The 19,846-nt window shown below is 72.2% G+C and carries 17 protein-coding genes and 1 riboswitch; of the genes, 7 read left to right on the top strand and 10 right to left on the bottom strand.

Features of this window, described 5'->3' with window-relative positions; all coding sequences use genetic code 11:
* Positions 1–48: 48 nt before the first annotated feature.
* Both DRV84_RS06100 and DRV84_RS06095 read right to left on the bottom strand, forming a co-directional pair.
* On the bottom strand, positions 49–468 hold the full coding sequence (locus tag DRV84_RS06100) for a DUF1810 domain-containing protein (RefSeq protein ID WP_115978996.1): 420 nt from the start codon (positions 466–468) through the stop codon (positions 49–51).
* On the bottom strand, positions 461–1,678 hold the full coding sequence (locus DRV84_RS06095; RefSeq protein ID WP_115978995.1) for an argininosuccinate synthase: 1,218 nt from the start codon (positions 1,676–1,678) through the stop codon (positions 461–463). The genes DRV84_RS06100 and DRV84_RS06095 overlap by 8 nt, the downstream gene beginning before the upstream one ends.
* 103 nt (positions 1,679–1,781) lie before the next feature.
* Between DRV84_RS06095 and ilvA the strand changes: the two genes are divergently transcribed.
* Positions 1,782–3,011 (top strand): threonine ammonia-lyase IlvA, encoded by a 1,230-nt coding sequence (gene ilvA / locus DRV84_RS06090; protein ID WP_115979128.1) that lies wholly within the window; start codon positions 1,782–1,784, stop codon positions 3,009–3,011.
* Between the two features lie 4 nt (positions 3,012–3,015).
* Here the strand turns inward: ilvA and DRV84_RS06085 are convergent, their stop codons facing one another.
* On the bottom strand, positions 3,016–3,303 hold the full coding sequence (locus DRV84_RS06085) for an Hpt domain-containing protein (protein ID WP_115978994.1): 288 nt from the start codon (positions 3,301–3,303) through the stop codon (positions 3,016–3,018).
* Positions 3,304–3,473: 170 nt separating this feature from the next.
* On the opposite strand from DRV84_RS06085, the gene DRV84_RS06080 reads away from it, so the two are divergent.
* Positions 3,474–4,733, top strand: a complete 1,260-nt coding sequence (locus DRV84_RS06080) for a PP2C family protein-serine/threonine phosphatase (protein ID WP_115978993.1) — start codon at positions 3,474–3,476, stop codon at positions 4,731–4,733.
* A gap of 62 nt (positions 4,734–4,795) precedes the next feature.
* Here the strand turns inward: DRV84_RS06080 and mutS are convergent, their stop codons facing one another.
* Positions 4,796–7,480 carry a DNA mismatch repair protein MutS gene (gene mutS / locus DRV84_RS06075; protein WP_115978992.1) on the bottom strand — a complete coding sequence of 895 codons (2,685 nt, stop codon included), beginning with the start codon at positions 7,478–7,480 and terminating at the stop codon, positions 4,796–4,798.
* 109 nt (positions 7,481–7,589) lie between these two features.
* Between mutS and DRV84_RS06070 the strand changes: the two genes are divergently transcribed.
* Positions 7,590–8,258, top strand: a complete 669-nt coding sequence (locus DRV84_RS06070; protein ID WP_115978991.1) for a YrbL family protein — start codon at positions 7,590–7,592, stop codon at positions 8,256–8,258.
* A gap of 39 nt (positions 8,259–8,297) precedes the next feature.
* On the top strand, positions 8,298–10,553 hold the full coding sequence (locus DRV84_RS06065; protein ID WP_115978990.1) for an NADP-dependent malic enzyme: 2,256 nt from the start codon (positions 8,298–8,300) through the stop codon (positions 10,551–10,553).
* Between the two features lie 246 nt (positions 10,554–10,799).
* Here DRV84_RS06065 and DRV84_RS06060 read toward each other — a convergent pair whose 3' ends face one another.
* The gene (locus tag DRV84_RS06060) at positions 10,800–11,417 is read right to left on the bottom strand and encodes a TetR/AcrR family transcriptional regulator (protein WP_115978989.1); all 618 of its coding nucleotides are present in this window, start codon (positions 11,415–11,417) and stop codon (positions 10,800–10,802) included.
* A gap of 122 nt (positions 11,418–11,539) precedes the next feature.
* Here DRV84_RS06060 and mbfA point away from each other — a divergent pair, with 122 nt between their 5' ends.
* Positions 11,540–12,514 (top strand): iron exporter MbfA, encoded by a 975-nt coding sequence (gene mbfA, locus DRV84_RS06055; protein ID WP_115978988.1) that lies wholly within the window; start codon positions 11,540–11,542, stop codon positions 12,512–12,514.
* 221 nt (positions 12,515–12,735) lie between these two features.
* On the opposite strand, the gene DRV84_RS06050 is transcribed toward mbfA, so the two are convergent.
* The 3 genes from DRV84_RS06050 to thiB form a co-directional block, all read right to left on the bottom strand.
* The gene (locus tag DRV84_RS06050; protein WP_115978987.1) at positions 12,736–13,428 is read right to left on the bottom strand and encodes a thiamine ABC transporter ATP-binding protein; all 693 of its coding nucleotides are present in this window, start codon (positions 13,426–13,428) and stop codon (positions 12,736–12,738) included.
* Complete coding sequence (locus DRV84_RS06045; protein WP_239994998.1) at positions 13,421–14,899, bottom strand: ABC transporter permease family protein; 1,479 nt, start codon at positions 14,897–14,899, stop codon at positions 13,421–13,423. The genes DRV84_RS06050 and DRV84_RS06045 overlap by 8 nt, the downstream gene beginning before the upstream one ends.
* Positions 14,900–14,975: 76 nt before the next feature.
* Positions 14,976–15,974 (bottom strand): thiamine ABC transporter substrate binding subunit, encoded by a 999-nt coding sequence (thiB, locus tag DRV84_RS06040; RefSeq protein WP_115978985.1) that lies wholly within the window; start codon positions 15,972–15,974, stop codon positions 14,976–14,978.
* Between the two features lie 52 nt (positions 15,975–16,026).
* Positions 16,027–16,125: riboswitch (TPP riboswitch) on the bottom strand.
* 292 nt (positions 16,126–16,417) lie between these two features.
* Here thiB and aroC point away from each other — a divergent pair.
* Both aroC and DRV84_RS06030 read left to right on the top strand, forming a co-directional pair.
* Entirely contained in the window at positions 16,418–17,521 is a 1,104-nt protein-coding gene (gene aroC / locus DRV84_RS06035; RefSeq protein WP_115978984.1) for a chorismate synthase, read from the top strand.
* 3 nt (positions 17,522–17,524) lie between these two features.
* Positions 17,525–18,472, top strand: a complete 948-nt coding sequence (locus tag DRV84_RS06030; RefSeq protein ID WP_115978983.1) for an AEC family transporter — start codon at positions 17,525–17,527, stop codon at positions 18,470–18,472.
* Here the strand turns inward: DRV84_RS06030 and DRV84_RS06025 are convergent.
* A complete protein-coding gene (locus DRV84_RS06025) occupies positions 18,469–19,353 on the bottom strand; it encodes a DMT family transporter (protein ID WP_115978982.1) in 885 nt (294 codons plus the stop codon). The two genes, DRV84_RS06030 and DRV84_RS06025, sit on opposite strands and share 4 nt — an antisense overlap.
* A 182-nt stretch (positions 19,354–19,535) precedes the next feature.
* The gene (locus tag DRV84_RS06020) at positions 19,536–19,823 is read right to left on the bottom strand and encodes an HU family DNA-binding protein (RefSeq protein ID WP_115978981.1); all 288 of its coding nucleotides are present in this window, start codon (positions 19,821–19,823) and stop codon (positions 19,536–19,538) included.
* Between the last annotated feature and the right edge of the window lie 23 nt (positions 19,824–19,846).

Genomic DNA, 19,846 nt, shown 5'->3' with positions numbered 1-19,846 from the left:
GCTGCCCCCGCACCCCCGGAGTATTTGTGCCAGGATGATGGGCAGGCCCTAGCCGCCGGCGAGCGCGGCGCGGGTGCGGGGGCATCGGGTGCCGGCGTAGAGCCGGTCGAGCACCGCAGCGAACGTCGGCGATGCGCCGGGGACCGCTTCGAAAAGCGTCATCGACGCGCGGAGCTTGAGCGCGTCCACCTCGCCCAGGATATCCTCGGGGGCGGTGCCTGCGTGCGCGAGCACGAGGCGCGCGGCATCCTCGAGGCGCGGGCCGAGGACGGGATGGGCGAGATAGGCGGCGGCGTCTTCCAGCCCCGTGAGCCCGAAATGCCGCGCCCGGGGGGAGCGGCCGAGGCACGCGAGCTGGGGAAAGATCCACCAGATCCAGTGGCTCGTCTTGCGCCCGGCGCGAAGCTCGCGCCGGACCTGATCCCAGACGGGATCCTGCGCGGCAACGAACTCGCCGAGGTCAGCCAAGCCGGCGGTCGCGCGCCGCCAGCAGCTTCAGCCGGAGCGCGTTGAGCTGGATGAAGCCGGCGGCGTCCGTCTGGTCGTAGGCGCCGGCGTCGTCCTCGAAGGTGACATGCGCTTCGGAGTAGAGCGAATGCTCCGACCAGCGGCCGACGGTGCGCGCCGATCCCTTGTAGAGCTTGAGCCGGACGGTGCCGGTGACGTGCTCCTGACTCGTGTCGATGGCGGCCTGCAGCATCTCGCGCTCGGGCGAGAACCAGAAGCCGTTGTAGACGAGTTCCGCGTAGCGCGGCATCAGCTCGTCCTTGAGGTGCGCCGCGCCGCGGTCCAGCGTTATCTGCTCGATCCCGCGGTGCGCCTCCAGCAGGAGCGTGCCGCCGGGGGTTTCGTAGATGCCGCGCGACTTCATGCCGACGAAGCGGCCCTCCACAAGGTCCAGCCGCCCGCAGCCGTGCTTGCCGCCCAGTTCGTTGAGCTTCGTCAGCAGCGCCGCGGGCGAGAGGCGCTCGCCGTCGATGCTGACGGCGTCGCCCTTTTCGAAGCCGATCTCGACGTACTCCGGCTGATCGGGCGCGGCCTCCGGGTCGGTGGTGCGCTGATAGACGTAGTCGGGCGCCTCCTCCGCCGGGTCCTCCAGCACCTTGCCCTCGGAGGAGGTGTGCAGGAGGTTGGCGTCCACGCTGAAGGGCGCCTCGCCGCGCTTGTCCTTGGCGATGGGAATCTGGTGCTTTTCGGCGAAGTCGATGAGCTTCGTCCGGCTGGTGAGGTCCCACTCCCGCCAGGGGGCGATCACCGTGATCTCGGGATCGAGGGCGTAGGCCGAGAGCTCGAAGCGGACCTGATCGTTGCCCTTGCCGGTCGCGCCGTGCGCCACCGCGTCGGCGCCCTCGGCGGCCGCGATCTCCACCAGGCGTTTGGAAATCAGCGGCCGCGCGATGGAGGTGCCGAGCAGGTAGAGCCCCTCGTAGACGGCGTTGGCCCGGAACATCGGAAAGACGAAATCGCGCACGAATTCCTCGCGCAGGTCCTCGATGTAGATCGCCGAGGCGCCCATCATCTCGGCCTTGGCGCGGGCGGGCTCGAGCTCCTCGCCCTGCCCGAGGTCGGCGGTGAAGGTCACCACCTCGCAGCCGTATTCCGCCTGCAGCCACTTGAGGATGATCGAGGTGTCGAGCCCGCCGGAATAGGCCAGCACGACTTTCTTCGGCGCGTTCATCGTCGTTCTCCCGCGGAAACCGCCGCGCGGATAGCGGGTTTGCCCCGGCCCCGCAAGGCGCGCGGGCTTGCGCCGGCACGCGCGGCGGGGCATGGCGGGGGCCATGACCGAGTTCCGCGACGCCGTCCGGGCCGCCGAGGCCGCCATGCGCGAGGTGTTCGAGCCCACGCCGCTCACCCGCAACATGCATCTTTCCGAGCGCTTCGGCGCGGAGATCTGGCTCAAGCGCGAGGATCTGTCGCCGGTACGCTCCTATAAGCTGCGCGGCGCCTTCAACGCGATGCGCAAGCGGCTGGCGCAGGGGCGGCGGTTCGCCTGCGCGAGCGCGGGCAATCACGCGCAGGGCGTGGCCTACATGTGCCGGCATTTCGGGGCCGAGGGCGTGATCTTCATGCCGGTGACCACGCCGCAGCAGAAGATCCAGAAGACGCGGATGTTCGGCGGCGAGGCGGTCGAGGTGCGCCTCGTCGGGGATTACGTGGACGACACGCTGCGCGCGGCCGAGGCGCATTGTCGCGAGACGGGGGCGCAGTTCCTGTCGCCCTTCGACGATCCGGACGTGATCGAGGGGCAGGCGACCGTCTCCGCCGAGATCGAGGCGCAGCTCGGCGGGGCGCCCGACCGGCTGGTCATGGCGGTGGGCGGTGGCGGGCTGTCTTCCGGCGCGCGCGGCTGGTTCGGGCCGGAGCAGGCGATGACGCTCGTGGAGCCGCAGGGCGCGCGCAGCCTGTACGCCGCGCTCGCCGCCGGGGAGCCGGTGCGGCTCGAGGCGGTGGACACCTTCGTGGACGGCGCGGCGGTGGCGATGGTGGGCGCGCATCCGTTCGCCCGGCTCAGCGGTGAGGACCCGGCCTCGGTCCTCGGCGCGCCGGAGGACCGGGTCTGCGCCACGATCCTCGAGATGCTGAACGTCGAGGGCATGGTGCTCGAGCCCGCCGGCGCGCTTTCGGTGGATGTGCTGCCGGACATCGCCGAGGCGATTCGCGGCAAGTGCGTGGTCTGCGTCACCTCGGGCGGCAACTTCGATTTCGAGCGGCTGCCGGAGGTCAAGGAACGCGCGCAGCGCTATGCCGGGGTGAAGAAGTACTTCATCCTGCGCATGCCGCAGCGGCCCGGCGCGCTGCGCGATTTTCTCAACTTCCTCGGGCCGGACGACGACATCGCGCGCTTCGAGTACCTCAAGAAGTCCGCGCGCAACTTCGGCTCCGTCCTGATCGGGATCGAGACGACGGACCCGGCGAACTTCGCCCGGCTCTTCGCGCGGCTCGAGGCGGCGGGCATGGCCTATCAGGACATCACCGACGACGAGATCCTCGCGCAGTTCCTGATCTGAGCGGTCACGCCGCGAGGCGCTCCGGCAACTCCGCGCGGAGCTGCGCCGTCGAGTCGGCGAAGCAGCGGCGCAGGGTCGTTGCATCGGCCCCGTCACGGCACGCCTGAGCGAGCGCGGCGAACCCGAGGTTGAGCGCGCTGCCCTTGAGAAAATGCAGATCCTCGCGAGTCGGATCGCCATCGAGGCGGTCCAGAGCGGTCTCCACCTCGTCGATGAAGAGTGTGACGACCTCTTCGAAATCACGGCTGCCCACTTCCTCATGCAGATCCTTCACGCGGGTCCAGTCGATCATCGGCACCCTCCCGAGTTCGCGGCCCCCGCAGCGGGGTATCGCAGACGGACGTGAAGAAACCCTTACCGGCCGCCATGCGCGGGCACCTCGGGCCTTAACCCGGCGTTCAGGGACCATGGTGCAGGGTCGGGCCGTGGCAGGCGCCCCCTGCCCTGCCGAAGGTGTCCCGCATGACCGCGCCCGTCCGCCACGCCGATCCCGATCCGCCCGCCCGCGAGGGGCGCGCCGACGTGCCGCGCGACGTTCTGATCGTCGGGGAAAGCCGCGTTCAGCGGCGCTTGCTGGCGAAGCTCGTCGTGCGCGCCGGGTATCGTGTGGCGGAGGCCGCCTCGGCCGAGGCGGCGCTCGATCTCTGCCGTCAGGCGCCGCCCGACATGGTCGTCAGCGACTGGCTCATGCCCGGGCTCGACGGGTTGGCGCTCTGCCGCGCGCTGCGGGCGGAACGGACAAGCCATTATATCTACTTCATTCTCATGACCTCGCGCAGCGAGAAGGCCGAGGTGGCGCAGGGGATCGACGGCGGCGCCGACGACCTTCTGACGAAGCCGGTCGATCCGGCCGAGTTGCGCGCGCGTCTCGCGGCGGGGGCGCGCATCCTGCGGATGGAGCGCGATCTCAGCGACACGCTGGCGGAGCTGCGCGCCGCGCAGGCCGCGCTCGACGCCGATCTGGAGCAGGCGCGCAAGATTCAGCGCTCCCTCGTGCCGGAGCGGACCCACCGATTCGGCCGATCCGAGGTCAACCTGCTGTTTCAGCCCTGCGGGCAGGTGGGCGGCGACCTCGTCGGCGCGTTCAGCCCGGGTCACGGGACGCTCGGGCTCTACGCGATCGACGTCTCGGGGCACGGAATCACCTCCGCGCTCATGGCGGCGCGGGTCAGCGGCTACCTGTCGGGGGAGTTTCTCGATCAGAATCTCGCCGTCACACGCCGGTTCGAGCGATTCTTTTCGCTTCGCCCCCCGGCGGAGGTGGCGCGGCTTCTCAACGACCGCCTCGCCGCCGACAAGGGGGTGGAGGAGTATTTCACCATGGCCTACGCGACGGTCGACCTGCGGTCCGGCCGCGTGCGGCTGGTCCAGGCGGGGCACCCCTATCCCCTCATCCTCCGCGCGAGCGGCGCGTGCGAGTTCATGGGCGCCGGCGGGCTTCCCGTCGGGCTCGTCCCCAATGCGCAGTTCGAGGAGGTGGAGGCGCGCCTCGCCCCCGGCGACAGGCTGCTCCTGCATTCCGACGGCTTCACCGAGGCGCAACTGCCCTGTGGCCGGATGCTCGGCGAGGCCGGGCTGCGTCGCCTCGCCGCGCACGCGGCGCCGCGCGAAAGCGGGCGGGATTTCCTCGACGATCTCCTCCGGGAGCTCCGGCGTGAGATGGGACCCGGCGTCGCGGCGGAGGATGACCTTTCGGCGGCGCTTCTGGATTATCGCGGATGAGCGGGACGGGTCCCTTGGCACGCGTCCGGCGGGCGCCCCGCGCGCTTCGGCGTTTGGCGGCGTCAGCCCTGCGTCATGGTCTTGAGCTCGTAGAGAAGGTCCAGCGCCTCGCGCGGGGTCAGCTCGTCGGGATGCAGCTCCGCGATGCGTGCCTCCAGCGGCGAGGGGCCTGTCGGCGCGGCCGGGGCGGGCGCCGGCGCCGCGGCGAAGAGCGGCAGATCGTCGATCAGCGCCTTGGGCCGCGCGCCGCTCTCCCGCTCGCCGGCCTCGAGCGCCTCCAGCACGGCGCGCGCGCGCTCCACCACCGCCGCCGGCAACCCGGCGAGCTGTGCGACCTGCACGCCGTAGGAGCGGTCCGCCGCCCCCGGGCGCACCTCGTGCAGGAAGATCACCTCGCCCTGCCACTCCTTCACCGCCACGGTCGCGTTGCGCACCCCGGCGAGGCGGGAGGCGAGCGCCGTCAGCTCGTGGTAATGCGTGGCGAAGAGCGCGCGGCAGCGGTTCACCTCGTGCAGCTGTTCCATCACGGCCCAGGCGATGGAAAGCCCGTCGTAGGTCGCGGTGCCGCGGCCGATCTCGTCGAGGATCACGAGCGCGCGCTCGTCGGCCTGATTGAGGATCGCCGCCGTCTCGACCATCTCCACCATGAAGGTCGAGCGCCCCCGCGCCAGGTCGTCGGAGGCGCCCACGCGGCTGAACAGCTGACTGACGAGGCCGATGCGCGCCGCTTCGGCGGGCACGAAGGCGCCGATCTGGGCGAGCAGCGCGATCAGCGCGTTCTGGCGCAGCCAGGTGGACTTGCCGGCCATGTTCGGCCCGGTCAGCAGCGTGATCGCCGCCGCTTCGCCCTCCGCCGACAGCGTGCAGTCGTTGGCGACGAAGGACGCGCCCTCGGCGCGCAGCGCGGCCTCGACCACCGGATGCCGCCCGCCGGTCACCTCGAAGGCGCGGCTCGCGTCGACCTCCGGCCGGGTCCAGTCCGCCCCCCGCGCCAGATCGGCGAACCCGGCGGCGAGGTCGNNNACCTCCGGCCGGGTCCAGTCCGCCCCCCGCGCCAGATCGGCGAACCCGGCGGCGAGGTCGATCTCGGCCAGCGCCGCGGCCACCTGCCCGAGCGCGCCCGCCGCCTCCAGCACCGCGGCGCGCAGCCGGGCGAAGACCGCCTTCTCGAGGTCCAGCGCGCGGGCCCCGGCGTTCAGGATGCGCGTCTCCAGCTCCGAGAGTTCCACCGTGGTGAAGCGCAGCTGATTGGCGGTGGTCTGGCGGTGGATGAAGGTCTCAGAAAGCGGCGGCGCCATCATCCGCTCGGCATGCGTCGCGGTGGTCTCGATGAAATAGCCGAGCACGTTGTTGTGCTTGATCTTGAGCGCGGCGATGCCCGTCTCCTCGGCGTAGCGCGCCTGCAGGCCGGCGATTACGCCGCGGCCCTTGTCGCGCAGCTGCCGCGTCTCGTCGAGCTCGGGGTCGAAGCCCTCGGCCACGAAGCCGCCGTCGCGCGCGAGGAGCGGCGGCTCGGCCACCAGAGCGTCGGCGAGCGGGTCGCGCAGCTCCTCCTGACCGGTGAGCGCGTCGAGCGCCGCGCGCAGCAGCTCCGGCAGATCGCGCTCCGCGCAGAGCGTCGAGATCGCGGCGGCCTGTTCCAGCGCGCCGCGCACCGCGGCCAGATCGCGGGGCCCGCCCCGGTCGAGCGACAGGCGCGAGAGCGCGCGGTCCAGATCCGGCGCGCGGCGCAGCAGATCGCGCAGGTCGCCGGCGAGCCTCGCGTCGTCCACCAGAGCGGCGACCGCCTCCTGCCGGGCGTGGATCGTCTCGAGCGAGAGGGAGGGCGCGCCGATCCGCGCCTCGAGCAACCGCGCGCCGCCCGCCGTCACCGTCCGGTCCACCGCCGCGAGGAGGGAGCCCGCGCGCCCCCCGCCCATCGCGCGGGTGAGCTCCAGGTTGCGCCGCGTCGCCGCGTCGATCTGCATGACGCCGCCCGCCGCCTCGCGCGCGGGCGGGCGCAGGAGCGGGAGCTGCCCCTTCTGCGTCAGTTCGAGGTAATCGACGAGCCCCCCCATCGCGGCGAGTTCCGGGCGCGTGAAGGTCCCGAAGCCGTCGAGCGTCTCGACCCCGAAGAGCCGGGTCAGCCGCTTCTCCGCCCCCGTGCTGTCGAAGACGGAGCGAGCGAGGGGCGTCATCGCGGCGCCGCCGTCGGTCACGATCGTGGCGCAGTCGGCCTCCAGCGTCTCGGGCAGCAGCACCTCCGCGGGCGCGAGCCGCGCGAGCTCCGGCCCGAGGCGCACGCGCGAGAGCGCCATGACGTGGAAGGCCCCGGTGGAGATGTCCGCCCAGGCGAGCGCGCCCTGCCCCTGCGCCTCGGCATAGGCGGCGAGGTAGTTGTGCCGCCGCGCCTCCAGCAGCGAGTCCTCGGTCAGCGTGCCGGGCGTGACGAGGCGGATCACCTCGCGCTTGACCACCGCCTTGGACCCGCGCTTCTTCGCGTCCTCGGGGCGCTCCATCTGTTCGCAGACGGCGACGCGGAAGCCCTTGCGGATCAGCGTGAGCATGTAGCTCTCGGCCGAATGCACCGGCACGCCGCACATCGGGATGTCGTCGCCGCCGTGCTTGCCGCGCTTGGTGAGCGCGATGTCGAGCGCCTCCGCCGCCGCTGCCGCGTCGTCGAAGAACATCTCGTAGAAATCGCCCATCCGGTAGAACAGGAGCGCGTCCGGATGCTGCGCCTTGATCTCCAGATACTGCGCCATCATCGGCGTTGTGTCGGCCGCGGTCGCCAGCTTATACCTCCTGCCTGCGTCTCGGGCGCCCGGTCCGCTGGGGGACGGGCGCGCATTGGTCTCACCCGGGAGCGCATATCCGATGATCGACCCCGTTTCACGCATCGATCTGACTGGCCACCTCCCGGTGGCGCAAGGGGCCGAGCGGCGGGTCTATCTCGACCCCGATCGCGACGACCGGGTACTCAAGCTCATCATCCCGCTCGCCGAACGCAAGCTCAATCCGCGCAGCATGCGCGGGGTGACGACGCGGTATTTTCCCTCGGTGCTCTATCGCTCGACGCTGGCCGAGCAGAAGGAGCAGGCGCGTGCCCTCTGTTCGTGGCGCGACGCCTGGGGCCGGCCGCCCTTCGCGCTGCACTTCGGCTTCGTCCCGACGAGCCTCGGCTGGGGCGCGGTGGCGCAGCGCGTGGCGGCGCCGGACGGCGGGGTCGGGCCGACCCTGTTGCAGCTCACCCGCGCCGGGGCGCTCGACGCGCGGGTGGTGGAGCTTCTGAACGACACGGCCGCGCGGATCGCCCGCGCGGACCTCCGCGCCAGCGACCTGAACGCCAAGAACCTCGTGCTGGGCAGCCGCGGCGGGCCGGAGGAGGTGGTGCTCGTGGACGGGTTCGGCGATGTGCACGCCCTGCCCGTGCGCAACTGGTCGCGCCGGGCCAACCGTACCGGCCTGCGCCACGCCTTCGCGCGCATCGCCGGGAAGCTCGGCCTCGTCTGGCGCGATGCGGATTGGCGGTTTCACCTTCCGTGAGGGCGGCCTAGGGTGATGGCCGGCCGCAGCGGAGGAGCCATGTCGAGGACCAAGTTCACCGAGGAGGAGGCGCTCGCCTTCCACCACGAGCCGACGCCGGGGAAATGGGCGATCACGGCGACCGTGCCGATGACGACGCAGCGCGACCTCAGCCTCGCCTATTCGCCGGGCGTCGCGGTGCCCTGCCTGCGCATCGCGGAGGAGCCGCAGGCGGCCTACGACTACACGAACAAGGGCAACCTCGTCGCCGTCGTCTCGAACGGGACCGCGGTGCTCGGCCTCGGCAACCTCGGCGCGCTGGGCTCCAAGCCGGTGATGGAGGGCAAGGCGGTGCTCTTCAAGCGCTTCGCCGACGTGGATTCCATCGACCTCGAGGTGGACACCGAGGATGTCGACGCCTTCGTCGACGCGGTGAAGCACCTCGGCCCCTCCTTCGGCGGCATCAACCTCGAGGATATCCGCGCGCCTGACTGCTTCGTGATCGAGCAGCGCCTCAAGGAGGCGATGGACATCCCCGTCTTCCACGACGACCAGCATGGGACGGCGGTGATCTGCGCGGCGGGGCTGATCAACGCGCTGCATCTTTCGGGCAAGCGGATCGAGGACTGCCGCATCGTGCTCAACGGCGCGGGCGCGGCGGGTATCGCCTGCATCGAGCTCCTGAAGGCGATGGGCGCGCGGCCGCGGAACTGCATCGTCTGCGACACCAAGGGCGTGATCCACAAGGACCGCACCGAGGGCATGAACCAGTGGAAGTCCGCCCATGCGGTCGAGACCGACCTGCGCACCCTCGAGGAGGCGATGGCGGGCGCCGACGTCTTTCTCGGCGTCTCGGTGAAGGGGGCGGTGACCCCCGCCATGGTCGAGAGCATGGCCGACAACCCGGTGATCTTCGCCATGGCGAACCCGGACCCGGAGATCACCCCGGAGGAGGCGCACGACGTGCGCCCCGACGCGATCGTGGCGACCGGGCGCTCGGACTATCCCAACCAGGTGAACAACGTCCTCGGCTTCCCCTATCTCTTCCGCGGCGCGCTCGACGTGAACGCCCGCGCGATCAACGAGGAGATGAAGATCGCCTGCGCCGAGGCGCTCGCCGCCCTCGCGCGGGAGGACGTGCCCGACGAGGTGGCGATGGCCTACGGGCGCAAGCTCTCCTTCGGGCGGGACTACATCATTCCGACGCCCTTCGACCCGCGGCTGATCTGGCGCGTGCCGCCGGCGGTGGCGAAGGCGGGCATGGACACCGGCGCGGCGCGGCGCCCGATCGTGGACATGGAGGGCTACCAGGCGAGCCTGAAGGGCCGCATGGACCCGACGGCGAGCATCCTGCGCGGCATCACGGAACGCGCCCGGCGGGCGCAGGCGCGCATGATCTTCGCCGAGGGCGACGACATCCGCGTGTTGCGCGCGGCCGTCGCCTATCAGCGCTCCGGGTTCGGCACCGCGCTCGTCGTCGGCCGCGAGGCGGACGTGCGCGCCAAGCTCGAGGGGGAGGGCATGGGCGACGCGGTGCGCGAACTCACGGTCGTGAACGCGGCGAACACCGAGCACCTCGAGACCTACAAGGCCTTCCTCTACGCCCGGCTCCAGCGGCGCGGGCACGACATGGCCGACATCCACCGCCTCGCCGCGCGCGACCGGCACGTGTTCTCGGCGCTGATGCTCGCGCACGGGCACGGCGACGGCGTGGTCACCGGCGCCACGCGCAAGTCGGCGCATGTGATGGAGCTCATCAATCACGTTTTCGACGCCGACGCGGGCCACGGCGCGGCGGGGGTCACGGCGCTCCTGCACCGCGGGCGGATCGTGCTCGTCGCCGACACGCTCGTGCACGAGTGGCCCGGCGCCGAGGAGCTCGCCACCATCGCCGAGCGCGGTGCGGCCGTCGCGCGCCACCTCGGGCTGGAGCCGCGGGCGGCCTTCGTCAGCTTCTCGACCTTCGGTTACCCGGTCTCCGAACGCGCCGAGAAGATGCACCGCGCGCCGCAGGTGCTCGATGCGCGGGGGGTGGACTTCGAATACGAGGGCGAGATGACCGTGGACGTCGCGCTCAACGCGCAGGCGCAGGCCGCCTATCCCTTCCAGCGGCTGACCGGGCCGGCGAACATCCTCGTGGTGCCGGCGCGGCACTCGGCCTCGATCTCGGTCAAGCTCATGCAGGAGATGGGCGGCGCGACGGTGATCGGCCCGATCCTCGCCGGCGTGGACGCCTCGGTTCAGCTCTGCTCGACCGTCTCGACGGCGAACGACATCCTGAACATGGCCGTCCTCGCCGCCTGCAAGGTGGGCTGACGCCGGCGCACGGATGAGCTCGGCGCCGGGGAAAGGGCGGTTCCGCCCATGAGCCGACGCGCGCGCCCCTTGGCGACACGCCGCGGGATCGGACGGACCAGAGGCGGCCCAAAGGGGGCCGCACCGGATCGAGCGCCTGTTCGCTGATCCGAAGGACCGGCGCCGCGGTCCCACCCGGCCGTAGCGCGCCGCCCCGTCGCGCCATCCGCGACGCTCGTGGAGGGGTGGGGTCCAGCCGCGCGTTCTTTACGAAAAATCGCCGTAGCGGGCCATGAAGGTCTCCACCGCGCCGTCGATCACCCGCGCGACCTCCTCGTCGGAAAAGCGGCGGTCGATGCCGAAGACGACGCGCGGCCAGAGATCGGCCTTGCAGAGCTCGGCGAACTGATCGGCGGCGAGGTCGAAGTCCTCGATCGCGAGCTCGCCGCGCCCGGCGGCGGCGCGCAGGTAATCCTTGATCCGCGCCCGCACCAGCGCAGGCCCGCTCTCGTAGAACGCGCGCCCGAGCTCCGGGAAGCGGTCGGCCTCGGCCACGCAGACCCGGAAGACGCGCTGCCCGAACTCCGAGAGCACGAAACCGAGCATCCGCCGCGCGGCGAAGCGCAGAACCTCCCGCGGGGGCGCGGCGAGATCGATGAGATGCGCGGATTCCTCGGCCTGCCGCGCGCATTCGGTCCGCGCGACCTCGATGAACAGAAGGCGCTTGTCGGCGAAGTAGCTGTAGAGGGTCGCCTTGCTGACGCCGGCGGCGCGCGCGATGGCGTCGACGCTCGCCCCCTCGTAGCCGTCGGCCATGAAGACCCGGCGCGCCCCGTCGAGCACTTGGTCGTATTTCCGGCCCTTCCGGCGCGCGGGCGCGTTCATGCGATCCTCCTCCTGCCTGCGACAATATAAACCGCTCGGTTCAGTTCCGGCAAGCGCGGGCGGGGTTGCCCTCGCCCCTGAACCGTTTAGTTTGGAATTATTCTAAATCGAGGGAAGCAGTCATGCGTTTCTTCAGCCAACGCCGCCGTTTCGCCGACCTCTCGGAGCGCGAGATCCTCGCCCTCGCCATCTCCTCCGAAGAGGACGACGCCCGCATCTACCGCACCTACGCCGATCGCCTGCGCGACGAATTCCCGGACACCGCCCGGCTCTTCGAGGGCATGGCCGAGGAAGAGGACCGCCACCGCCGCCGGCTGATCGCGCTCCACGAAAAGCGCTTCGGCGAGACGATCCCGCTCATCCGGCGCGAGCACGTCGCCGGGTTCTACGCGCGCCGCCCCGTCTGGCTCGTCGAGAACCTCGGGATCGAGCGCATCCGCGCCGAGGCCGAGCTCATGGAACAGGAGGCCGAACGCTTCTACCACAAGGCCGCGCAGCGCAGCTGCGACGCCGAGACGCGGAGCCTCCTCGGAGATCTCGCGGCGGCGGAGGCCGCGCACCAGCAGGTCGCGGACACGCTCGCCGAGACCCATCTCGACGACGACGCGCGCAGCGCTGAGGACCACACCGCCCGGCGCCGCTTCGTGCTGACATGGGTTCAGCCGGGCCTCGCCGGGCTCATGGACGGCTCGGTCTCCACCCTCGCGCCGATCTTCGCCACCGCCTTCGCCACGCAGGACACCTGGACGACTTTCCTCGTCGGCCTCGCCGCCTCCGTCGGCGCGGGCATCTCCATGGGCTTCACCGAGGCCGCCTCCGACGACGGCGAACTCTCGGGCCGCGGCTCGCCCGTCAAGCGCGGCCTCGCCTCCGGCGTGATGACGACCCTCGGCGGGCTCGGCCACGCGCTGCCCTACCTGATCCCGCATTTCTGGACCGCGACGATCACCGCCGCGATCGTCGTCTTCATCGAACTCTGGGCCATCGCCTGGATTCAGAACCGCTACATGGACACGCCCTTCTTCCGCGCGGCCTTCCAGGTGGTCCTCGGCGGCGCGCTCGTCTTCGCCGCCGGCGTGCTGATCGGCAGCGGCTGAGCCGCGGGTCTCGCGGACAGGGAGATTATAGCGGCGCGGCCTCGCGGCCGCACATCCTCGCAGGGGCGAGGGGCGCTGCCCCTCGCGCTCCCCGGAGTATTTGGACCAAGATGATGGGGCCGGCGTTCATCCATCATCTTGGTGTAAATACTCTCGGGGGGTGAATTGGCCGAAGGCCAAGAGGGGGGCAGACAGCCCCCCTTCGCGCGCTCCGCTTTCGCTCAGCCGAGATAGGCGCGCAGCGCCGGCGGCGGGTCGGCGAAAAGGCGCTCGGTCGGTTCGGGCGCCTGCGCCCGCCCCTCGGCCACCAGCACGACCGCGTCGGCGATCCGCCGCGCGTCCTCCGGCGCATGGCTGACCATCAGCACGGTCGCACCCGTCTCGCGCGCGAGCTCCGCCACGAGGTCGAGCATCTCGCCCCGCTGCGCCGGGCCGAGCGCAGAGAAGGGCTCGTCGAGCAGGAGAAGGGGTTTGCGCTGCAGCAGCACGCGGGCGAGCGCGACGCGGCCCTGCTGGCCGCCGGAGAGCTCGGCGGGTCTCCGCGCGCCGAACCCCTCGAGGCCGACGCGCGCGAGCGCGGCCTCGACCTCTGCCCGCTGCGCGGCGGTCAGGCGCCGCTTCGGCGTGAGCGCCAGCGCAACGTTCTCCGCCGCCGTCAGGTGCGGAAAGAGGTTGTTGTCCTGAAAGAGCATCGCCACCGGCCGCTCGCCCGGCGCGAGCGGCCCGAGGTCGCGGCCATGCCAGAGCACGCGCCCCGCCTCCGGCGCGAGAAAGCCCGCGATCGCGTCGAGCAGCGTGGATTTGCCGCCGCCCGAGGGGCCGATTACCGCCGCGATGCGCCCGGCCGGGAGGTGCCACTCGGCGGCGAGCCGGAAGTCGCCGTGCCCGGCGCGGAGGTCCTCGAGCTCAAGCACCGTGCCCGCCCCGGTCGAAGACCCAGAAGAGCGCGAGGCTCATCGCCAGCAGCAGGAGCGCGGCGCCCGCGGCCGCCTCCATCCGGTAGGCGCCCATCAGGCGGTACATCTGCAGGGGCAGCGTCGCCCGCTCCGGATCGGCGAAGAGCGCGATGACGCCGAGGTCCCCCGCCGAGAGCGCCGCCGTCAGCCCCGTGGCGAAGCCGAGCGGCCGACGCAGCCGCGGCAGCGCCACGCGGGTCCAGAACCACCGCCCCCTGAGGCCGAGCGACAGGCAGAGCCGGCCGTAGTCGGCGCGCACCGCCTCGAGCTCCGGCCGTATCACGCGCAGCGCGAAGGGCAGCGCCATCAGCGCGTTGACCGCCGCCGTGACGGGCAGCGCCACGGCGCCGGGCGAGGCCACCGGCCGCAGGATCAGGAAGAGCCCGGTGCCCAGCACCAGCGGCGAGACCGCGATCGCCGCGATGGCGAGCCCTTCCCCTGCGCGTGAGGCGAGCGGCAGCGCCAGCGCCAGCGTGAGTGCCGTGGAGGCGAGCGCCACGGCGAGCGAGAAACCCGCCGCGCGCCAGACCTGCGGCGGCATCTCGGCAAGCCCCGGCAGCCCGCGCGCCACGATCATCGCGAGCGGCAGCAGCAGGAACGCGGCGACGAGCGCGAGCCAGGCCGCGTCCTGCGCCCGGAGCCACGGCCGCGCGGCGTCCCAGCGCGGCGTCACCCGGTCGAGCCCGGCGCCCATCGCCGGGGGCAGCGCGAGCCGCGCGGCCAGCGCGGCGGCCGCCCCCGCGAGCGCCAGCTGCACCACCGACAGGAGCGCGGCGCGGCCGAGGTCGAACTCGAAGCGAAAGGCCTGATAGATGGCGAGCTCCACGGTCGTCGCCCGCGGCCCGCCGCCCAGCGTCAGCGCCACGGCGAAACTCGACAGGCAGATCACGAAGATCGCGACCAGCGCGCCGGGCACCGCGCGCCGGAGCATTGGCGCCTCCAGCAGGCGGAACACCGCCCCCGGCGGCAGGCCCAGCGTCGCGGCGAGGCGGAAGCGCTCGGCCGGGATGGTGAGCCAGCCCTGCAGGATGAGCCGCGTGGCGAGCGGCAGGTTGAAGAAGACATGCGCCAGCACCACGCCGTGCAGCCCGTAGATCGAGAGCGGCGGCAGCCCGAAAAGCCCCAGCGCGCGGCTCGCCAGCCCGCCCTGTCCGAAGACGGCGAGCAGGCCCAGCACCGCGACGACGACCGGCAGGATGAAGGGCGCGCCGAGCAGGGTGACGAGCGCGCCGCGCCCCGGGAACCGCCGCCGCGCCAGCGCGCGGGCCGCCGGCACGGCGAGCGCCACCGACAGGAGCGCCGAGAGCGCCGCCTGCGTCAGCGAGAAGCGCACGGCGGCCCAGTCGCCCGCGCTGAGCCAGCCCGCGCCGCCCGCGCGCCAGACCACCGCGGCGAGCGGCAGGAGGACGGCCCCCGCGACGCCCGCCATGGCCGCTCGCGACAGGGCCGCGGGCATGCCCAGCCGCGCCGTGTCGCCGGGGCGTGGACCGGCCCTGGCCGGGGGTTCAGCGAGAGAGGGCGGCACGCCATTCCTCGAGCGCGGCGCCGCGGATCTCCGCCGCCTCCTCCGGCGCGAGGAGCAGCGCCGCCTCGGGCCGGATCAGCGTGTCGAAGCCCTCGGGCAGTCCCTCGGGCGGCGTGACCGCCGGGTACATCCAGTTCGTCGTCGGAATCACCGACTGGAACGCCGGCCCGGTCATGAAGTCGAGGAAGTCCTGCGCGAGCTCGGGCGCGTCGGTGCCGGCGAGCATGCCGGCCACCTCGACCTGCATGTAATGCCCCTCCTCGAAGGGCGCGGCGGCCTTGGTCGGGTCGTCCTCGGCGATCAGGTGATAGGCGGGCGACGTGGTGTAGGAAAGCACCATGTCCGCCTCGCCCTCGAGGAAGAGCCCGTAGGCCTCGGACCAGCCGGGGGTGACGGTCACGATGTTGTCCGCGAGCCCCTCCCAGATCGCGCCGGCCTCGTCGCCGTAGGCGGCTTTCACCCACATGACGAGCCCGAGCCCGGGCGTCGAGGAGCGCGGGTCCTGGATCAGGAGGCTGGCGTCGCTCTCGGCGAGCGCCCGGAAGGAGCCCGGCGCGTCGAAGCCCGCCTCGTGGACGAAGGCGAAATAGCCCCAGTCGAAGGGCAGGAAGTGCGCATCGTCCCAGGCCACGGGCAGATCGAGCTCGGGCGAGAGCCCGTGCTCGGCGAAGAGCCCGGTCTCGCGCGCGGCATGGGTGAGGTTGGTGTCGAGGCCGAGCACCACGTCGGCCTCGGTCCTCTCGCCCTCGAGCCGGATGCGGGACAGGAGCGCCGCCCCGTCGCCCGCGGCGACGAACTCGAGGTCGCAGCTGCAGCGGTCCTCGAAGGCCGCCTCGAGTTGCGGGCCGGGGCCCCAGTCCGACACGAAGCTGTCGTAGGTATAGACGGTCAGGTCCTGCGCCTGTGCCGCCGCGGCGCCCATGATGGTGGCGGTGACCAGCCCCGCGACGGGGCCAGCGGCAGTGAGAGGGGATCGCATCGTCTCGCTCCTTTCGTCGCGACGGGCGGAGCGAGTCCGGGTCGGGCCGAGGCGCCGGGTCCCTTACCTTCCCTCCGCCGGTCCGAACCGGGTCAGGTTCAACGGGTTCGCTTGCGCGTCTCAGCCCGAACGGGCACCCCGAGGTTCCATGCAAGGTAAGCCTCGCGCGCCCGGCCCGCAAGACGGCGCAGGCCGCCACCGCCGCAGGGGGCGCTGCCCCCGTCGCGCGCGGGGCGCGCGACTCCCCCGGGATATTTGCACCAAGAAGAAGGGACGGACGCGGGGCCCCATCATCTTGGGCCAAATACTCCGGGGAGCGCGAGGGGCAGCGCCCCTCGCCCCGAGCGCGGGTGTGCGGCCGCATGGCCGCGCCGCGGCGTCGAAACGGCTTGTGAGCGCGCCCCCCCGCCGGTAGACCGCGCGGCAAGAGGAGGAGGGCGCGCATGAGCCTCAACACCTTCGGTCACGTCTTTCGCGTCACCACATGGGGCGAGAGCCACGGACCCGCGCTGGGCGCGGTGGTGGACGGTTGCCCGCCGGGCGTGCCGCTCGCCGAGGCGGAGGTGCAGCGCTGGCTCGACCGGCGGAAGCCGGGGCAGAACCGCTACGTCACCCAGCGGCGCGAGCCGGACGCGGTCGAGATCCTCTCCGGCGTCTTCGAGGGGCGCACCACGGGCACGCCGATCCAGCTCATGATCCGCAACGCCGATCAGCGCAGCAAGGACTACTCGGAGATTTCCGGGAAATTCCGGCCCGGGCACGCGGACATCGCCTACTGGCGGAAATACGGGCTGCGCGATTACCGCGGCGGCGGGCGCTCCTCGGCGCGGGAGACGGCGGCGCGGGTGGCCGCGGGCGGCGTGGCGCGCGCGGCGCTCGCCGCGCTCGCGCCCGGGCTCTCGGTGCGCGGTTACATGGTGGGCATCGGGCCGCACGGGATCGACCGGGCGCGCTTCGACGCGGCGGAGATCGACCGCAACCCCTTCTGGTGCCCGGACGCGACGGCGGCGGAGGACTGGGCGGCCTACCTCGACGCGCTGCGCAAGTCCGGCGACAGCGCGGGCGCGCTGATCGAGGTGCGGGCGAGCGGCGTGCCGGAGGGTCTCGGCGCGCCGGTCTACGGCAAGCTCGACGCCGATCTCGCCGCGGCGATGATGAGCATCAACGCGGTCAAGGGCGTCGAGATCGGCGAGGGCATGGCGGCGGCCGCGCTCACCGGCTCGGACAATGCCGACGAGATCGCCATGGGCGCCGACGGGCGGCCCGCCTTCGGCTCGAACCACGCGGGCGGGGTGCTCGGCGGCATCTCGACCGGGCAGGACCTCGTCGTGCGTTTCGCGGTGAAGCCGACCTCCTCGATCCTGACGCCGCGGCGCACGATCACCACCTCCGGCGAGGAGACGGAGATCGTCACCAAGGGGCGGCACGATCCCTGCGTCGGGATTCGCGCCGTGCCGGTGGGCGAGGCGATGATGGCCTGCGCCCTGCTCGACCACCTGCTTCTGGACCGGGCGCAGACGGGGGGCGCGCGGGGCCCGCTCGGCTAGCGCGTGCTCGAAATCCTCGCCATCACCTTTCCGATCTTCGCGCTCGTGGCGCTGGGATACGGGTCGGTGCGCCTCGGCCCCTTCGCGCCGTCGGACATGCGCGCGCTCGGGCTCTTCGTGATGAACGTGGCGTTGCCGGCGCTTCTCTTCACCGCGGTGGCCGAGCAGTCGGTGACCGAGACGCTGAGCCCCGCGTATCTCTCGGTCTTTCTCGCCGGCGGCCTGGCGACGATCGCGGCGACCTGGGCCTGGCACACGGCGCGTGGCACCGGGCCGGCGCGCAAGGCGATCGCGGTGATGGGCTCCACCTGCCCCAACTCGGGATACGTCGGCTATCCGCTGATGCTGCTGCTCCTCCCCGAGAAGGCGGGGCTGATCCTCGCCATGAACCTCGTGGTGGAGACCTTCGTGCTGATCCCGCTGACGCTCTTGCTGCTGGAAAGCTCGCGGCCGCGCAGCGGCGCGCGGCTGCGCACCCGGGCGCGGCGCGCGGTGGTCGAGGTGGCGCGGCGGCCGATGGTGCTGGGCCTTCTGGCGGGCGTCGCGGTCTCGCTCACCGGGCTCTCGCTGCCCTCGGGCGTGACGCGGCTTCTCGACCTGCTGGCGCAGTCCACGGGGGCGATCGCGCTCTTCGTGATCGGCGGCTCGCTCGTCGGGCTGCCGGTGAAGGGCAACCGCGCGCTCGCCACCGAGATCGTCGCCGGCAAGCTCCTGGTGCACCCGGCGCTCACGGCGCTGGCGCTCGTGGCGCTGCCGGCGCTCGGTGGGCTCACGATCCTCGACCCGGACCTGCGGATGGCGGTGATCCTCTCGGCCGCGGTGCCGATGTTCGGGATCTATGCGCTGCTCGCGCAGGACTACGGGCACGAGGGCATCGCCTCGCTCGCGCTGCTGGGCGCGACGGCGGGCGCCTTCGTCACGCTGACCGGGCTGCTCGCGGTGCTGAGCTAGGGCCGCGCGCGCGCCACGGTGCGCTGTTTCGAGAGCTGCACGGCGAGGATGCCGAAGGCGATCACCGTGACGCCCACAAGGTCGAGCGGACCGAGCCGCTCGCCGAGGAGCGCGGCGGCGATCGCCACGCCGAGGAAGGGGTTCAGGAAGTGGAAGGTCGCCGCCTTCACCGCGCCGATGCGGTGGACGAGCAGGAACCAGACCAGCGTCGCGGCGAGGCCCGGCACGAGGATCGTGTAGAGATAGGCGAGCCCGAGCCGCCAGGACCAGTCGACGGCGATCTCTTCCAGCGCCAGCGCGAAAGGCAGGAGCGCCACGGCGCCCACGACCATCTGCAGCCCCACGACCATCAGGAAATTGCCCCCCGAGGAGACGCCGCGCATGGTCAGCGTCGCCACGGCGAGCGCGAGGACGCCGATCACGCAGAGCGTCACGCCGAATGGGTCCGCGCCCCCCTGGACGCGCGCGCCCATGATGAGCGCGACGCCGGCGAACCCGGCCAGAAGCCCCGCGACGCCGAGCGGCGCGAGCCGCTCGCCCAGCACGAGCCAGCCCGCGAGCGCGACGAGCAGCGGCATCGTGGAGGCGATGATCGCGGCGAGCGAGGCCTCGAGCGTCTGGAAGGCCACCCAGTAGAGCCCGAGATAGAGCGCGTTCTGGCAGACGCCGAAGACCACCGTGGCGCGCCACTGCGCCGGGGTCAGCCGCCAGCTCTGCCCGAGCGCCCGGGCGAGCGCGACGCCGATGGCGCCGGCGATGAAGAAGCGGATCGACAGCGCCGTCAGCGGCGGCGCCGCGGTCGAGATGATGCGCCCCGCGGAGAAGGCCGAGGACCACATCACGGCGAAGGCGAGCCCCATGCCGGCCGCGCGCAGATCCATCTCGCCGCTCCCTCCGCTGCCGCGGACCCGGACATCTTTCGTACGAAAGATGTCCTTCCGGCGCCCCCGGCCGACGGGAGCACCCCCCGAAAGGGAGAATTTTCGTACGAAAATTCTCCGGCGCCGCCGGGACATGAAAAGGGCCGCCCGCGGCGGCCCCTTGCCCCGCCGGGCGGTGGCGGTCAGCCGTTGGCGCTGTCCTTGAGGGCCTTGGCGATGGTGACCTTCACCTGCTTGTCGGCCTCTTTCTTGAGCTGCTCGCCCGTGGCGGGGTTGCGCACCATCCGCTCGGGGCGCTCGCGCAGGTAGAACTTGCCCACGCCGGGCAGCGTCACCGCGCCGCCGTCGGCGACCTCGCGGGTGATCACGTTGCACACGGCGTCGAGCGCGGTTCCCGCGGTCTTCTTGTCGCTGCCCATTTCGTCCGCGAGCGCGGCCACGAGCTGGGTCTTGGTCATTGCCTTGGCCATTTTCGGTCTCCCTTCACTGCCCC

It is taken from the genome of Rhodosalinus sediminis (genome assembly GCF_003385555.1).
In the GTDB taxonomy this organism is placed as follows: Bacteria; Pseudomonadota; Alphaproteobacteria; order Rhodobacterales; family Rhodobacteraceae; genus Rhodosalinus; species Rhodosalinus sediminis.
The sequence above is the reverse complement of the archived record's forward strand: the minus strand, read 5'-3'. Positions and strand labels throughout refer to the sequence as shown.

Coding starts and splice junctions, on each gene's coding strand:
- mbfA (WP_115978988.1), top strand. CDS start 11,540: ATGCGTTTCTTCAGCCAACGCCGCCGTTTCGCCGACCTCTCGGAGCGC.
- DRV84_RS06065 (WP_115978990.1), top strand. CDS start 8,298: ATGTCGAGGACCAAGTTCACCGAGGAGGAGGCGCTCGCCTTCCACCAC.
- DRV84_RS06060 (WP_115978989.1), bottom strand. CDS start 11,417: ATGAACGCGCCCGCGCGCCGGAAGGGCCGGAAATACGACCAAGTGCTC.
- DRV84_RS06080 (WP_115978993.1), top strand. CDS start 3,474: ATGACCGCGCCCGTCCGCCACGCCGATCCCGATCCGCCCGCCCGCGAG.
- ilvA (WP_115979128.1), top strand. CDS start 1,782: ATGACCGAGTTCCGCGACGCCGTCCGGGCCGCCGAGGCCGCCATGCGC.
- DRV84_RS06070 (WP_115978991.1), top strand. CDS start 7,590: ATGATCGACCCCGTTTCACGCATCGATCTGACTGGCCACCTCCCGGTG.
- DRV84_RS06020 (WP_115978981.1), bottom strand. CDS start 19,823: ATGGCCAAGGCAATGACCAAGACCCAGCTCGTGGCCGCGCTCGCGGAC.
- DRV84_RS06025 (WP_115978982.1), bottom strand. CDS start 19,353: ATGGATCTGCGCGCGGCCGGCATGGGGCTCGCCTTCGCCGTGATGTGG.
- DRV84_RS06085 (WP_115978994.1), bottom strand. CDS start 3,303: ATGATCGACTGGACCCGCGTGAAGGATCTGCATGAGGAAGTGGGCAGC.
- DRV84_RS06095 (WP_115978995.1), bottom strand. CDS start 1,678: ATGAACGCGCCGAAGAAAGTCGTGCTGGCCTATTCCGGCGGGCTCGAC.
- aroC (WP_115978984.1), top strand. CDS start 16,418: ATGAGCCTCAACACCTTCGGTCACGTCTTTCGCGTCACCACATGGGGC.
- DRV84_RS06045 (WP_239994998.1), bottom strand. CDS start 14,899: ATGGCGGGCGTCGCGGGGGCCGTCCTCCTGCCGCTCGCCGCGGTGGTC.
- thiB (WP_115978985.1), bottom strand. CDS start 15,974: ATGCGATCCCCTCTCACTGCCGCTGGCCCCGTCGCGGGGCTGGTCACC.